13 protein-coding genes are annotated in these 16,522 nt (G+C 36.1%); 7 read left to right on the forward strand and 6 right to left on the reverse strand.

Annotation, left to right across the window (positions count from 1 at the left end):
• Position 1: 1 nt before the first annotated feature.
• Positions 2–529 carry a fimbrial protein gene (locus DK861_RS03155; protein ID WP_006534899.1) on the reverse strand — a complete coding sequence of 176 codons (528 nt, stop codon included), beginning with the start codon at positions 527–529 and terminating at the stop codon, positions 2–4.
• A 584-nt stretch (positions 530–1,113) separates the two neighbouring features.
• Between DK861_RS03155 and mrpI the strand changes: the two genes are divergently transcribed.
• Positions 1,114–1,674, forward strand: a complete 561-nt coding sequence (mrpI, locus tag DK861_RS03160) for a phase variation DNA invertase MrpI (protein WP_109399224.1) — start codon at positions 1,114–1,116, stop codon at positions 1,672–1,674.
• Positions 1,675–2,108: 434 nt separating this feature from the next.
• Here mrpI and DK861_RS03165 read toward each other — a convergent pair whose 3' ends face one another.
• Positions 2,109–3,332, reverse strand: coding sequence for an RtcB family protein (locus DK861_RS03165; RefSeq protein ID WP_109399225.1), 1,224 nt, complete (start codon positions 3,330–3,332; stop codon positions 2,109–2,111).
• Between the two features lie 2 nt (positions 3,333–3,334).
• A complete protein-coding gene (locus DK861_RS03170; RefSeq protein ID WP_109399415.1) occupies positions 3,335–4,468 on the reverse strand; it encodes a slipin family protein in 1,134 nt (377 codons plus the stop codon).
• 548 nt (positions 4,469–5,016) lie between these two features.
• On the opposite strand from DK861_RS03170, the gene rtcR reads away from it, so the two are divergent.
• The gene (rtcR, locus tag DK861_RS03175; protein ID WP_109399226.1) at positions 5,017–6,606 is read left to right on the forward strand and encodes an RNA repair transcriptional activator RtcR; all 1,590 of its coding nucleotides are present in this window, start codon (positions 5,017–5,019) and stop codon (positions 6,604–6,606) included.
• A gap of 9 nt (positions 6,607–6,615) precedes the next feature.
• Positions 6,616–7,533 (forward strand): ribonuclease Z, encoded by a 918-nt coding sequence (gene rnz / locus DK861_RS03180; RefSeq protein WP_109399227.1) that lies wholly within the window; start codon positions 6,616–6,618, stop codon positions 7,531–7,533.
• An 85-nt stretch (positions 7,534–7,618) separates the two neighbouring features.
• Here the strand turns inward: rnz and DK861_RS03185 are convergent, their stop codons facing one another.
• Positions 7,619–8,293, reverse strand: coding sequence for a YetF domain-containing protein (locus DK861_RS03185; protein ID WP_072063573.1), 675 nt, complete (start codon positions 8,291–8,293; stop codon positions 7,619–7,621).
• 270 nt (positions 8,294–8,563) lie between these two features.
• On the opposite strand from DK861_RS03185, the gene DK861_RS03190 reads away from it, so the two are divergent.
• Positions 8,564–9,199 carry a hypothetical protein gene (locus DK861_RS03190; protein ID WP_109399228.1) on the forward strand — a complete coding sequence of 212 codons (636 nt, stop codon included), beginning with the start codon at positions 8,564–8,566 and terminating at the stop codon, positions 9,197–9,199.
• 365 nt (positions 9,200–9,564) lie between these two features.
• A complete protein-coding gene (betT, locus tag DK861_RS03195) occupies positions 9,565–11,571 on the forward strand; it encodes a choline BCCT transporter BetT (RefSeq protein WP_072063574.1) in 2,007 nt (668 codons plus the stop codon).
• A gap of 65 nt (positions 11,572–11,636) precedes the next feature.
• On the opposite strand, the gene hpaR is transcribed toward betT, so the two are convergent.
• Positions 11,637–12,074 carry a homoprotocatechuate degradation operon regulator HpaR gene (hpaR, locus tag DK861_RS03200; protein WP_006534911.1) on the reverse strand — a complete coding sequence of 146 codons (438 nt, stop codon included), beginning with the start codon at positions 12,072–12,074 and terminating at the stop codon, positions 11,637–11,639.
• 591 nt (positions 12,075–12,665) lie between these two features.
• Between hpaR and hpaC the strand changes: the two genes are divergently transcribed.
• Together hpaC and dtpB are read left to right on the forward strand one after the other, a co-directional pair.
• The gene (hpaC, locus tag DK861_RS03205; protein ID WP_109399229.1) at positions 12,666–13,184 is read left to right on the forward strand and encodes a 4-hydroxyphenylacetate 3-monooxygenase, reductase component; all 519 of its coding nucleotides are present in this window, start codon (positions 12,666–12,668) and stop codon (positions 13,182–13,184) included.
• Positions 13,185–13,780: 596 nt separating this feature from the next.
• Positions 13,781–15,265, forward strand: coding sequence for a dipeptide/tripeptide permease DtpB (dtpB, locus tag DK861_RS03210; protein WP_006534913.1), 1,485 nt, complete (start codon positions 13,781–13,783; stop codon positions 15,263–15,265).
• A 167-nt stretch (positions 15,266–15,432) separates the two neighbouring features.
• Here the strand turns inward: dtpB and fbaA are convergent, their stop codons facing one another.
• Positions 15,433–16,512: a class II fructose-bisphosphate aldolase gene (gene fbaA / locus DK861_RS03215; RefSeq protein ID WP_006534914.1), complete on the reverse strand. Its 1,080-nt coding sequence runs from the start codon at positions 16,510–16,512 to the stop codon at positions 15,433–15,435.
• Positions 16,513–16,522 lie beyond the last annotated feature (10 nt).

A 16,522-nucleotide genomic window follows, 5' to 3' on the forward strand; every position in this document is an offset into this window, starting at 1 on the left:
CTTACTGATAAGTCAGTGCGAAAGTTGCGATTGCAGTGAAGTCACCAGGAACAGCGGCTGCAGCAGAAGAACCTTGTAAGTAAGCAGCAAAGTTCAGATCGTTATTACCATCACGTAATGTTTGAGCAGCACTTGGTGTACCTAATTTGATTTGTTTACCACCTGCATCGGTGATAACAACAGCAGCATTTTTAGCGATACCTTCAATACCTAAAGAGCCTGCTAAGATGTCTGCATCTTCTGAACCAGTGAAGGTTGTTTGAACAGTTTTATAAGTTTCTGTTGTGCAATTCTCTAAAGTGATTTTAAAATCACGAGAATTACTACGGCCACCATCTTTTAATGCAGCTGTAGAAATTTGACCTAATGGAACAGTTTGATTTTCTGAATCAGGATGAATAGAACAAGGTGCATCAATAATTGAACCAACAAATTTAACAGTACCGTGACCTTGATCAGCAGCAAATGCAGAACCTGCAGCAACAGATAAACCTAAGCCAAGAACTAACGCTAATTTATTTAATTTCATCTTTTTGTTTCCTAAAATATAAAGGATGAAGACATTAAAAATAATAAATTCATTAGGATTGAATTATTCCTAATTGAATGACTCATTTATTGAGTTTTTGAATTTTGGTATATTGATGCCTGTCCTAAACGCAATTAAATATCGTTAGAAACAAAACAAAATACACCAAATTGTTTNAATTTGTGAAAAAAGTAAAAAAAATTATTTCAGGTTTTTAAACAAAGTAACCAATCATGTTTATTTTTTAAAATAATGATAAATATCAATATGTTAATTAAATTAAGATATATAGTTAATATTAAATTTGACTTAAGTGCGAAGCCAGAGAATAATAGTAAACAATTTGGTGTATTCTGTTTATTTCTCTAAAGATGCCTGAATTCCTCTCTTTCTTTATTTTTCACTTTTTAATCAATGGCTTTTATTTTTCAAAAATTAATAATCTTTCGATAAACTTGTTTAAAATGAACAAGTAAAAGTGAAAGCATAAAAAAATATAATCCTTTATTGATGCATATTACTTGTTATAGTTATGCAACAATTGACTTTTGTTCCTTGTTATCTCATTGAAAAGGTTATGAAAAATGAAGCAACGCAAGTTTCTTACACGTTTTGAGATCAATTCTATTTTGAAACAAGCAAAGGAAGGACGGTATCCAGAAAGAGATTACTGCATGTTTTTAATGTGTTTTTTACATGGATTTCGCGTTAGTGAGTTATGTAAGTTAACCCTCAGCGATATTGATTTGGAAAGTAAGATACTCTATGTCAGACGTTTGAAAGGAGGGCTATCTACAACACAACCAATTATAGAAGATGAGTATGAAGCGTTAGTTAACTGGTTGAAAAAACGGGAAACATGGAGAGAAGCTGATTCTGAATGGGTGTTTTTATCTCAAAAAACAGGCCCAATTTCGCGTCAACAAGTTTATGGATTACTTCGCCGTTTAGGTAAAAAAGCTAATGTATCTATTATTCCTCACCCTCATATGCTACGCCATGCGTGTGGCTATGCCTTAGCTGATTTGGGGCGAGATACACGTCTAATTCAAGATTATTTAGGACATCGTAATATTTCACATACTGTTATCTATACCGCAAGTAATTCAAAACGTTTTTTTCACATCTGGGATGCAATAAATTAACAATTACTTTTTTTATTAATATATACAATGAGGATTAATACTCTAAATAGAATAAGCTATATTTTTTCAATAAGAATAAAGTTAATTTTTATATAATTAATAAAATTAGGAATTGTTTTATACTAAAATAAATAACTGCGATTGTAGATATTAATAGGTTATTAATAATTACTCTTCAATTATGAAATGACTTAATATAGGTATTCTTTTTTTGATTATCTTTATTGGTTAGTAATAAGTTTGATATCAGTAATTATTTATTAATAATACTAAACATTTATCGTTCAAATTTTGAGCGAGACATAATGACTTAATTTAAAGGTAACTTTAATTCTTTAACTTATATTCATTTGCATACCATACACACGCTTTCATATCTCACTATCCCCAGCGTTATCGTTAGGGGATAGTTATGAATTACCTTAAAAACACCATTATCCTTTTACACAAACAACCTGTCGTAGTGTATGAACTATCTCAACAAGTGATAACTGCGCCTTCATAACTACATCAATATCCTTATAAGCCATGGGAATTTCATCAATCACATCTTCATCTTTTCGACATTCCACATGTGCAGTTGCTCTAATTTGGTCTTCAACACTAAAGGTTTTTTTCGCTGCTGTTCGACTCATTACGCGTCCTGCACCATGACTACATGAACAGAAACTTTCAGCATTTCCTTTTCCTCTCACAATAAAACTTTTAGCGCCCATTGAGCCAGGGATTATTCCCATTTCACCTTTTTGAGCCGAAACAGCGCCTTTTCGAGTCACCAGCACTTCTTCACCAAAGTGCATTTCCTTTTGCACATAATTATGGTGGCAATTTACCGCCTGTTGTTGTGTTGTAAAAGGCTTAGCTATTTGTGTTGATAATGCCGCCAACACGTGTTCCATCATAATTTCACGGTTATGTCGGGCAAAATCCTGTGCCCATTCTACGGCTTCTATATAGTCATCATAGAAAAGTGTCCCTTCTCTTAAATATGCTAAGTTTCTATCCGGCAAGTTAGCGATATGTTCCCTCATATCTTCTTGTGCCATTTGTATAAATAGCGTACCGATAGCATTACCGACGCCACGAGAGCCACTATGTAACATGACCCAAACATTATCTGATTCATCAAGGCACAACTCGATAAAGTGATTCCCTGTTCCTAATGTTCCAAGATGACGATAGTTATTCGTATTTCGCAAACGTGGGTACTTATCAGTTAACACCTTAAAACGCCCTTCAAGTTGTTGCCAATGCTGATCAACAAGTTTAGGCGGGTTCTTCCATGAACCACGATCGTTCCCTGATTGATAACTTGTTCTTCCATGAGGTACTGCTCTTTCTATTGCCGTTCTTATGGCAAATAAATTATCAGGCAGATCATTTGCGTGTAATGATGTTTTCACCGCTATCATTCCACAACCGATATCCACACCAACAGCTGCCGGAATAATCGCACCTTTGGTTGGGATAACACTGCCTATTGTTGAACCTTTGCCTAAGTGAACATCAGGCATGACCGCCATATGTTTAAAAATAAAAGGCATCTTAGCGGTATTGATAAGCTGCTTTAGAGCATCAGCCTCAACAGGCACACCATTTGTCCACATTTTAATTTCAGCAGTCCCTGCTTCTTTTACTATTTGGTGATCCAATATCATGCTTATGCTCCTTTAATTTGTACTAACCTGTTTAATACTTGGTCTAAACCGCCATAAACAGAAATCTTATCAATACGTTCTGCAATACGTTCTACGGTTTCTAGCTCTTTTAACCGTAAGGCTACAGGATTGTTTTCCATCACTTTTGCCGTATTTAATAGAGAACGCGTTGCGGATGTTTCTTCTCTTCGACGAATAACATTAGCCTGAGCTGATTTTTCTGCCTCAACCACTTGCGCTAAAATCGTTTTCATTTCACCCGGTAAAACAATATCTTTTACCCCTAATGAAGCCACTTCAATACCATATCCTTGAGTGACTTCACTGATTTTTTCACTGACTAAACTATCTATCAGGCTTTTATTTTCTAATAATTCATCCAGCGTTCTTGTTCCTACTGCTTCGCGTAAAGCAAATTGCAACTCTTTATATAAAAACTCCAATGGTGAAGCCAATTGTTGATATGCTAAAAGTACGTCGCTATAACGCCAGTTAGCCGATAAATTAATACGCAGTGTTACTTTGTCTTTTGTTAAGATCTCCTGTCCACTCACATCCAGTGTTTGTAAACGCATATCGACTACTTCAACATCCACTTTATGCTGATAACGCCAATAGCCTTTTAATCCCGGTGGCAATAACGCTTGTGTTTCCCCATTGATCCGAATAACACCATTATGCCAAGCAGGAATATCTACATTGAGGATCCCTTCACTTCCTTTTATGACTTGATTTCGTAATTTAGGATGCTGGAGTTTTTTCATCAACATTGAAGATACTTCAAGTTCATCGATAGATACTATTTCTAGAGAACGGTCGGCATAACGCCAATATAAACGTCGTGTTCCTGGTGCTAAGATCTCTTTTAAAGAGCCGTTTTCATATAAAAGGCCAATCTCTTCATCCGATAACACAATATCAAAACCATACTCAGCTACCCATTTAGGATAATATTGACGTAAAAATTCGGCTTTCTCGCTTTCTAATGCCCCCCCATTTAAAGGGAAGAGATCTACACTGAGCTGACGCCAAAAATCAAAAAACTTATGTTCACCTGCTGTTAGCACATCAATGTATTCATCTTTTTTCTTTAAAAGTGCTAACTGCCCCTGTTTTACCACTATTGTTGTTTTTATCATTTTTCGTTCCTTCTTCTTTTATTCTTCTTTATATAGTGCAATTTATCGTGACTTACTTTTCCACGGGCAAGCTTTGCGAAACTGAAAGGAAAACAAGAGAGGAACGATACTTTGTTTGTCTCTTCTTCTGCTATCAATCCAGCTCAGTTGCTGGTGGATAAGTAAGGTGACGGTACAGCTGTCACAACGATTTTTTTATTTAATTTTACATTTGGATTTGTAATGGTTTTGGTGTCAGGAATCGAACCTGAAAATAACCCTCTTCACCTACAGAGTCTCGATGTGGAGGAACACATTTAGATAACATTGCAGAGTGTTCTTTATGTGCCTACCAGATTTAAAATCTGCTCAAGACAGTAATAACATTGCCAATATCGTGCCAAGTTTTAAAAAATACCAAAAATATTTTTAATTAATTGTTTTTATTAATTAAATTATTTTTAGTGTTATTTTTAGATATTTACCCATTAAATTAAAAACAACAGAACACTATCTTTTTATCTATATATTTATAAAAATAGATAAAAAATAAGTGGGATAACTTAATGAAACGCAAAGTAGTAATTGGTGTTTTAGGCACAACATTAGATAAAAGAGGTAAAAGCCATAAAAGGTGGAATTCATGGCGCCCAACAATTTCCATTTGTCATCAAAAGGATTTTCCTGTTAGCCGATTAGTGATGATCCACCAGCCTAATGATTCAATGTTAGCGTCAAAGATCACTGAAGATATTCATACCATTTCACCTGATACAGAGGTGTGGCCTTATGAAATTGATATTTGTGATCCGTGGGATCTTGAAGAGGTTTACAGCCATTTTCTTGATTTTGCCGTGAATTATCCATTTGATACTGAAAATGAAGAATATTATGTGCATATCACAACGGGAACACATATTGCTCAAATTTGTTGGTTTCTACTGACAGAAGCACACTACTTGCCAGCAAAACTATTACAAACCTCACCCACATCTAAAATAGAAAATAAAGACGGTGTGAAAACCATACAGTCAGCTACGGGCAGTTATGCCATTATTGACCTTGATTTAAGCCGTTATACAAAATTAACGAGCCGGTTTGAGCACTACCATAATGAGTCACTCTCTTTTTTAAAATCGGGGATTGCCACACGTAATGAATGCTTCAATACTTTAATTGCTCAGATTGAACGAGTCGCATTGCGCTCTTTTGCTCCTATTCTATTAACTGGCCCCACTGGTGCAGGAAAATCATTTCTTGCTCAGCGTATTTATGAATTACGACAATCACGCCATTTTGTAAAAGGACGTTTTATCGCTGTTAACTGTGCCACTTTGCGAGGAGACAATGCGATGTCCACTTTATTTGGACATGTAAAAGGTGCATTTACAGGGGCATTACAAGCCAGACAAGGCTTATTAAGAGAAGCTGATAAAGGGATTTTATTTCTTGATGAAATTGCAGAATTAGGGCTTGATGAGCAAGCGATGCTACTTAAAGCAATAGAAGAAAAATCTTTTTATCCTTATGGCTCAGATACTGAGGTACAAAGTGATTTTCAGCTAATCGCAGGAACACATCGTGATATGGACAAGCAAATTGCAAAAGGACTTTTTCGTGAAGATCTCTATGCAAGGATCAACTTATGGTCTTTTTCACTACCTGGTCTAGCCGATCGTAAAGAGGATATTGAGCCTAATATCGATTATGAATTGCATCACTTTACAAAACGCCATCAAAAGGTGATCCGTTTTAACTCTGATGCGAAATCTCACTATATTCGGTTTGCCACATCTGAACAGGCATTATGGCGTGGTAATTTTCGTGAACTTAGTGCTAGTATAACGCGAATGGCAACACTTGCCGAAAATGGTCGTATTACTCTAGCACTTGTTGAGGAAGAAATTAGCCGTTTAAGACAAAATTGGGGAATAACTTCTTCTTTATTAAAAGATCCGAATATCGATCTTTTCGATCTCAGCCAACTGAATACGGTTATCAAAATTTGCCAGCAATCATCAACTCTCTCAGAAGCTGGTAGAAAACTTTTCGCAGTATCAAGACAAAATAAAAAACAGCCCAACGATGCCGATCGCCTACGCAAATACCTTGCGAAATTTGATTTAAGCTGGGAACAAATTCAACATGGAGAATAATATTTCATTATGGAGCTCATTTTTTTAGGCACTAATGCTGGTGTTCCGTCTAAGGATCGGAATGTCACAAGCATGGTGCTCGATTTACAAAATAAACAAAAAAGCATGTGGATGTTCGATTGTGGTGAAGCGACACAACATCAGATACTGCATACCCGCGTGAAACTACCGCGTTTAAATAAAATTTTTATTACCCATTTGCATGGCGATCATATTTTTGGTTTACCAGGATTACTTTGTAGTCGCTCAATGGGAGGAACAGAAACACTTTTAACAGTGTATGGCCCTACGGGTATAAAAGCTTTTATAGAAACAGCGCTGACATTAAGTCAATCCTATTTAACTTACCCTATTAATATTATTGAGATTGACGAAGCAGGTTTTCTGTTTGAAGAAGAAGGAATGAAAGTCAGTTGTGAAGCGCTTTCTCATCCAGTACCTTGTTTTGGCTATCGCTTAGAAGAAGAAAATAGCCCCGGTAAACTCGATGCCCAGAAGCTAAAAGCTGAAAATATTCCAACAGGCCCTTGGTTACAAGAGTTAAAACAAGGCAAAACTATTACGTTGCCCGATGGAAGAGTTATTGATGGTCAAGAGTATATCGGCCCTGAAATAAAAGGACGCTGTATTGCTATTTTTGGTGATACACAACCCACTCCGGATGCATTAAAACTAGCGAATAATGCAGATGTCATTGTGCATGAAGCAACGTTTAAGCATGAAATGGCAGAACAAGCAAATAGTCGCGGGCATTCAACAACAGTACAAGCTGCAACATTAGCAAAAGACGCTAATGTCAAAAAGTTGATTATTACCCATCTTAGTAGCCGCTATTTACCCGAAGACTGCGTTGAGTTACTCAATGAATGCCAACACGTTTTTAGCCATACTGAAATTGCGTCTGATTTTGCCGTGTTTAAGTTATAGTTCTACGACTAGAAAGTAACAATAGCGACATTATGTCGCCATTGTTACTCTACAGCATTCACCTAATCATCGATTTGTATTTTAGTTAATTATTCTGCAGTGGTGCGGTACGTTTTATCTTGCCATCTTGCAAAATAAAATTCACTTTCCCATCCCAAAATTCAGCTAAAAAAACATCTTCAGGCTTATCAATATGCTGGTTTTTCATTTCTTCTTGTAACCATGCTTCATCTTTTTCTATTTGTACTAATTCTGAAGTACGGATAACGCCATCTTTCATCACTATCAAGGACGGCATTTTAGCACCGTCACACACTACCGTAATTTGTCCATCAGGTTCAATTTGCGCATAATTTACCTCTTGAAACGAATGAATACCTTGAGCATGAAGACGAGACGTTATGTTTAAAATGTCTATTTTATTCTTTTTCTCCATGATGTTTTCCATTATAAACTCGCCATTCTTTATAATAGGAATAGGATTACCAATCGTTACCGCACGGAAAAAATTGAATCGCTTACTAATATAATTAAGCAAAGAGATAAAACAGACACCAATTAAAAAGACGATAATATATTGATAAAGAGGGATTGCATCGGTATAAATTACCCCTCCCATAATGCCACCAAGGACAAAATTGCCAATAAAATCAATAGGTGTTAATTGAGAGAGTTGTGTTTTACCCGATAAATTCATATGGGCTAATATGATAGTAAAACCAATAATAAATTTAATAATAACCAGAAAGTAATATTCCATTTTTGTCTCACATTTCCAATAACTTCTGCACTTATTATAAAGCAGAAAATCTCACCTAGATAAAAATTTAAATTATTTTTGATGATATTTGACTAAGAAAAAACACTTAATATACTTAGATTTGTTGATTTTAAGACTCATACTATACTTATTAGGATAGCTTATCCGTAATATCTTATTCAGATTCAGAACTCAATAGCTTCTCGCCTTTTCTAGTTCTTACGCGGGATTTCACTGAATTGTTTTTAAACTCACATTTTGGAGAAAAAAATGAATAAAAAACTACTTACTTCATTGGTTCTAGCGGGTCTTGTCACCATTACAGCAGGTTGTGATGATTCATCTAAGAAAGTCGATGATAGCATTGATAAAGCAAAAGAAACCGCTACTCAAGTCACTGAAACAGCGCAAGATAAAGCCAATGAATTGACTGAACAAGCCAAAGATAAAGCTGCCGACTTGAAAGAAAATGCATCAGCAAAATCAGATGAATTGACACAACAAGCTCAAGAGCTAAAAGATAAAGCTGAACAAAAAGCCGCTGAGTTAAAAGCGCAAGCTGATGAAAAAACAGATACCCTAAAAGAGAGCATTTCACAAAAAACCGATGAGCTAAAAGATGCGAGTGCTAACAAAGCTGAAGAAATAAAGCAAAGTCTAGAAGCTGAAAGTAATAAATTATCTGAAAAAGCCGCAGAGCTAAAACAAGATGCGAGCAAAACAGCAGATAACCTGATGCAAGAAACAGATAAAAAGATTGATCAACTGAAAGGTGACGCGTCAAAAACCAGCGATGATGTAAAACAACAAGCTCAAGAGACTGAAAATAAAGCAATTGATAAAGCTGATCAATTAACTGATCAAGCCAAACAAAAAATTGATGATTTAAAAACTGAAAACAAATAATCCGATTTCAGTTTTTTTGATGAATTGAGAGCCAGTGAACTTTCACTGGCTTTTTTTGTATAAAAAAAAGCCAAGGGTTGATCGTTTAAGCAAAAAATGTAACCATGTTCTCCTTTTTTCAACAGGAGAAACCTATTAAAGAGCGAAAGCATCTAGAATATAAAGTTATTAATAAATTGATTTAATTGTATTTTTCTTCATCTTGCGGAAAAAATAATTTACTTCCGTTCTTTTATAAAACATTTGTCCAATTTTGTGTTTTATTCAAATTTTCTTATGAACTTTTCTTTTCTGGTAATGCAAGCAATCAGATAATGGGTAGCGAAAAGTCTCTTTCTAAGAAAATAACTATAAATAGGTTAACTATGAGTCAACAAAACGATATAACCCCTCAAAAAAAAGTTAGGATGAAAATTAATCCTCCCGTTTTTTATACATCAGCGTTGTTAATTTTACTGGTCGTTGGTTTCTCTGCGTTATTTCCTGAGTTAGCTAATGATAAATTAGGTCATCTTCAGGAAAATCTCTTCAGAAACGCGAGCTGGTTCTACATTCTAGCCGTTGCATTGGTTTTGCTGAGTGTGACTTATTTAGGGCTTTCCCGCTTTGGTGAAATCAAGTTAGGGCCAGATCATGCTCGCCCTCACTTTAGTTACTTTGCTTGGTTTGCCATGCTCTTTTCAGCAGGTATGGGGATCGGCTTAATGTTCTTTGGTGTTGCCGAACCTGTTATGCATTACCTAATGCCTCCGACTGGTGAAGCTCAAACCGTAGAAGCCGCGAAAGAAGCGATGCGATTAACCTTTTTCCACTGGGGATTACATGCATGGGCAATTTACGCCATTGTCGCATTGATCTTAGCTTTCTTCTCTTATCGCCATGGTTTACCGTTAACACTACGCTCTGCACTTTATCCAATTATTGGTGATCGCATATATGGCCCAATTGGTCATGCTGTTGATATTTTCGCTGTGATGGGAACCGTATTTGGTGTCGCAACCTCCCTTGGCTTTGGTGTTCTGCAAGTTAATGCGGGTTTAAATCACCTCTTTAATGTACCAATTAATCCAACTATTCAAGTAATATTGATTGTAGTGATAACAGGGCTTGCAACCATTTCTGTTGTATCTGGGCTAGAGAAAGGGATCCGCTTTTTATCTGAACTTAACTTAGGATTGGCGGTTATTCTTCTTTTATTAGTCATTACTCTCGGCCCAACCGTATTGATATTAAAATCATTTGTTGAAAATACGGGGGGATATCTATCCGAAATTGTCAGTAAAACCTTTAATCTTTACGCATATGAACCCAAATCGAGTGATTGGTTAGGGGGATGGACACTGCTTTATTGGGGTTGGTGGTTATCATGGTCTCCATTTGTAGGGATGTTTATTGCCCGCATTTCTCGAGGCCGAACTATTCGTGAGTTTGTTGTCGGTGTCCTGTTTGTTCCTGCTGGCTTCACTTTACTTTGGATGACCGTTTTTGGTAACACTGCGATCCATTTAATCAAAGATAAAGGTGCAGAAGTCCTCGCCAATATCGTACAACAAGATGTGTCATTGGCTTTATTTGAGTTCTTAAATTATTTTCCATTCTCGTCTGTTTTATCCTTCGTTGCGATGTTGATGGTAATCGTCTTCTTTGTGACTTCAGCAGACTCAGGCGCTATGGTTGTTGATACTTTAGCTTCTGGCGGTGATAGCGAAACGCCAGTATGGCAACGTATTTTCTGGGCTGCCTTAATGGGTATCTCTGCAATTACTTTATTATTAGCGGGTGGTTTGACTGCACTACAAACAGTAACTATTGCAAGTGCACTCCCCTTCTCAATAGTATTGCTTGCTTCTATTTATGGACTGATAAAAGCATTGCGAGTGGATGTATATAAACGTGATAGTCAACAGTTAACTACGATTGCACCACCAGCCAGTCGTAATCCAATCCCTTGGCAACGTCGTTTAAGAAATATTGCCTATTTTCCTAAACGCTCTCATGTAAAACGTTTTATGGATGAAGTCATTCAACCCTCAATGGAAATGGTCTCTGCTGAGTTAAGTAAACAAGCAACGCAATGCTATATCCATAACGAAGAAGATGATCGCATTGGCTTCGAAGTCGATTTAGGCGATGACATGAATTTCTTCTATGAAGTTCGCCTGCGTTTTTATACTCAACCGGCCTTCGCTTTAGCAGGATTAAGTGATGAAGAAAGAGACGAAGAGCATAAATATTATCGTGCTGAAATTCATTTAAAAGAAGGTGGGCAAGATTATGATGTAATGGGTTGGACGAAAGAACAAATCATTCACGATATTCTTGATCAGTATGAAAAACACATTCACTTCTTGCATGTATTAGGTAAGCAATAATTTTATCTGCTGATAGCAACAAAAAGGAGATGACATGTCATCTCCTTTTTTTCTTATCAAATAATTTATTTCTCTGATTGTTCAATATCATCTAAGTTAAGTGCAATCAGCTCTTTTAATAATCCGGATAACCGTTGTAGTTTTTCAGTCGAAAACTTTTGCTCAAGTAATTGATAACCTTCTTCAATTTTAGGCTGAATTTTATCGTATAAACTTTGCCCATTAGCAGAAAGTGAAACAAAAAGTTTGCGTTGGTCACTTATCGGTTTTAAACGACAAATTAGCTCGTCTCTTTCCATTCTAATAAGAATACCCGTTAGACTTGGTCGAAGAATACACGATTTTTGCGCTAATTCGTGGAAATCAATAGAACGTTTATCCGCAAGTACACGAATGATACGCCACTGCTGTTCTGTCAGATTATGCTCTTTGAGAACAGGTCGAAAAAAACCCATCGCAGATTCCCGTGCTTGTAATAGCGCGATAGTTAATGATTCATGCATAATCAAGAAGCTCTTTATATGGTGTTATAGGTGAAATGACAAAATATCACTCAATATAGACAGTGAAAAAATACCGCTGTTTATAGTTTATAAATGGCTATATTTTAAGAATAGACTAATTGTTACAATTATTCATAGTAACAAATAAATAAAGTTGACTCAATTTTTGCAATTTTCTTCCCTTTCTGCAATTTATCACCCATGCTCCTTTTCAGAGTTAAATTCATCTTCCACAACATCTTGAGCTATTCACAATTTTTATAAATTGGCAATTTGTGTTATCTCTTTACCAACACAAAAAAGTAGCCTGATTTGCCTATTATCCTACTTCTAAATTAGGAATAATGTCACTTAGCGATAAGGTTGTCTCACAGTTTTTGAGATAAAGTTAATGGGTTGTAACAAAGAAAGATTGCTATCTTTGTTCATGCGCGGTAGCGTTACCGCTTTGAAACAACGCAACAAAGAGACCGGCAATAGCATTACAACTTTGTTAGCGGAGTAGTTAGATGATTTTTATAGTTATCTAACTAATAAATTATTTTAAGTGAAGACGCCCACAGACGAGAAGTCTGGCAGTAGGAGTAAATAATGTCTGAGGAAAAACAGGCTAACCCACTTTTTCGGGATGCAATGGCAAGCTTAGGTGCTGCAGTCAATATCGTGGCAACAAATGGCGATGCGGGTTGTTGTGGCTTAACAGCAACTGCGGTATGTTCTGTTACTGATAACCCACCTACCGTAATGGTTTGCATCAACAGTAAAAGTCAGATGAACTCTATTTTTCAAGAAAATGGAAAATTAAGCATCAATATATTAAATCATGAGCAAGAAGAAATGGCATGTCATTTCGCCGGAATGACAGGGCTCGCGATGGCCGATCGCTTTACCCAACCAGGATGGCAAAACGGACAATTACAACAACCCGTATTAACAAATGCACTTGCCTGCCTAGAAGGTGATATTCATGATGTACGCCAAATCGGTACTCATTTTGTTTATATGACCGAAATTAAGACTATTTCAGTACGTGAAGATGGTGATGGACTTATTTATTTCAAACGTCGTTTCCATTCTGTTAAAAATAAACAAGTCCCCATCACTGCTTAAATTTCACTTATTTTACCTCAAGATAAAAACGCACTTTTAATAAGGGCGTTTTTATTGACAATAATCACACCATAAAATTAAATATTTATTTATATTAAATGAATATTTATTTAATAGAGTGGCATTAGCTAACTTTTAGATATTTATTAAAAATTTATTAACATCTGTTTGTTATAAAAGAATATTTTTTAATTATAATAAAAAATTTCTTTCTAGAATCAATCAGTCACATAATCAAAAATATTTTCTCTCCACCTTTCCTCTTTATCTTTATTTAATTTACTAAGATTAAAATATAAACAAATAATAACTTCACTGATTATATTTTATACAAAAAATCAATTAAATGACTTTATTTGAAAATAAACTAATGAATATTTTTTTCAATCTGGTATTAATCTTACCCACAGTGTGATCAACCTTTGAGAAGTCATTTCATCAATATATTAGTCTACTCGACTTGCTGATTACCTTCTTAAATTTGCAAACATCACTCTAAATACGACAGATAATGTTACCGTCGTGTAACATTCCTCGTGAATGTGAGTAAATAACATCGTTGTTGAAAATAAATAATAATTAGGGGCATTACAGATATGGATAAACCCGCTCAAGTCGGTTTATTACAACAGCCTAAACCATTCTTTATGATTTTCTTTGTAGAATTATGGGAACGTTTTGGTTACTACGGCGTACAAGGTATTCTTGCCGTTTATTTTGTTAGTAAACTCGGTTTCTCTCAAGAACAGGCTTTCATTACTTTTGGTGCATTCTCTGCGCTGGTTTATGGGCTTATTTCTATTGGTGGTTATGTTGGTGACCACTTATTAGGAACAAAACGAACAATTGTTTTAGGTGCTATTGTCTTGGCTATCGGTTATTTTATGACTGGTATGTCAATTATGTATCCTAATTTAATTTTCTACGCATTAGGCACTATCGCGGTAGGTAATGGTTTATTTAAAGCTAACCCAGCCAGCCTATTAGCAAAATGTTATCCACCTAAAGATCCACGTCTTGATGGTGCATTTACACTATTTTATATGTCGATTAATATCGGCTCATTAATTTCTTTATCTATCGCCCCTGTACTTGCAGAACGTTACGGATATGCACTGACTTATAATATCTGTGGTATTGGCTTGATCATGGCGTTATTAGTTTATTTCTTCTGTCGTAAAATGGTTGCCAATATTGGTTCTGAACCAGACCATTTACCAATGAGCTTTAACAAACTGTTATTAGTTATTGTTGGTTCAATTGCGATGGTATTTGTTTGTGCATGGTTACTGCACAACGTGATGATTGCAAATATCGTTTTAGTCAGCCTGTCCATTATTGTTGTTTTCATTTATTTCCGTGAAGCTTTTAAACAAAAAGACAGAGTTGCTCGTAATAAAATGTATGTTGCATTTGTTCTGATGTTAGAAGCAGTTGTTTTCTACATTCTGTATGCTCAGATGCCAACTTCACTGAACTTTTTTGCTATTCATAACGTTCATCACACACTTTTAGGTTTTGATATTAACCCTGTAAGCTTCCAAGCACTAAACCCATTCTGGATCATTGTTGCTAGCCCAATCCTTGCTATCGCTTACAGTCATTTTGGCGCAAAAGGTAAAGACCTTTCAATGCCAGCGAAGTTTACCGCAGGTATGCTTCTATGCTCATTAGGTTTTCTTACAGCGGCAGCATCAGGTATGTGGTTTGCCGATGCTCAAGGCTTAACATCTCCTTGGTTTATCGTTCTGGTTTACTTATTCCAGAGTTTAGGTGAACTGATGATCAGTGCGTTAGGTTTAGCAATGGTTGCAGCATTCGTACCACAATACATGATGGGCTTTATTTTAGGTATGTGGTTCTTAACACAAGCCACAGCCTATCTGTTAGGGGGTTATGTAGCGACGTTCACAGCCGCACCAGAAGGTATTACAGATCCACTACAAACCTTGCCTATTTATACCGATGTATTTGGTAAAATTGGCATAGTAACCTTAATTGTGGGCTTGGTTATGTGGGCAACAGTCCCTCTACTAAACCGAATGATGAAAGAAGAAAGCAAAAACGTTAAAGTTGCTTAATCTTTCAATCTAAATTAAATATTAATAAAAGCGCTTTTAATAGGCGCTTTTATTTTGCAATAAAAAACATTCTTTCGTTTAAGCGTTACCATGATTTTCCACTTTTCTTGATATATAAAAAAACCCGCCAAATAAGCGGGTTTAATTTAATCATTAAGAGTGAACAATTACAGAACATCAACTGAATTCAGTTCTTTAAATGCTTGCTCCAAACGAACAACCATAGATGATTGTGCGTGACGTAACCAGTTACGTGGGTCGTAGTATTTCTTGTTAGGTTTATCAGCACCTTCTGGGTTACCTAACTGGCCTTGCAGATAGGCTTCATTCTTTTTGTAGAACTGTAAGATACCATCCCAAGTTGCCCACTGAGTATCTGTATCGATATTCATTTTGATAACGCCATAATCAACAGCTTCTTTGATTTCTTCAGCCGAAGAACCTGAACCGCCGTGGAAAACGAAATCTAAGCTATTGTGTGGCAGATTGAATTTCTGTGATACGTAGTCTTGTGAGTTACGCAGAATTTTTGGCGTTAATTGAACGTTACCTGGTTTATAAACACCGTGAACGTTACCGAAAGAGGCTGCGATAGTGAAACGAGGACTTACCGCGCTCAGTTTTTCATATGCGTAAGCAACATCTTCTGGTTGAGTATACAGAGCGGAACTGTCCATACCTGTATTATCAACACCATCTTCTTCACCACCAGTACAGCCTAATTCGATTTCTAAAGTCATATCGATTTTAGCCATACGCGCTAAATATTTAGCACAGATTTCGATGTTTTCTTCTAATGATTCTTCAGATAAGTCAATCATATGAGAAGAGAACAGTGGTTTGCCTGTTTTAGCATAGTGTTTTTCACCTGCATCTAACAGACCATCAATCCATGGTAATAATTTTTTCGCACAGTGGTCTGTATGCAGAATAACAGGAACACCATAATATTCAGCCATTTGATGCACATGATGAGCACCAGAAATTGCACCTAAAATAGCGGCTTGTTGTGGTACATCAGATTTAAGACCTTTACCTGCGATAAATGCAGCACCACCGTTAGAGAACTGTACAATAACAGGAGAACGAACTTTCGCAGCAGCTTCTAACACAGCATTGATTGAGTCAGTACCTACACAGTTAACCGCAGGCAGAGCAAATTTGTTTTCTTTTGCTACTGCAAATACTTTTTGTACATCATCACCAGTGATGACACCCGGTTTCACGAAATCAAAAACTTTAGACATGTAATAAGAT

Source organism: Proteus sp. TJ1640, from assembly GCF_003144445.1.
In the GTDB taxonomy this organism is placed as follows: Bacteria; Pseudomonadota; Gammaproteobacteria; order Enterobacterales; family Enterobacteriaceae; genus Proteus; species Proteus penneri.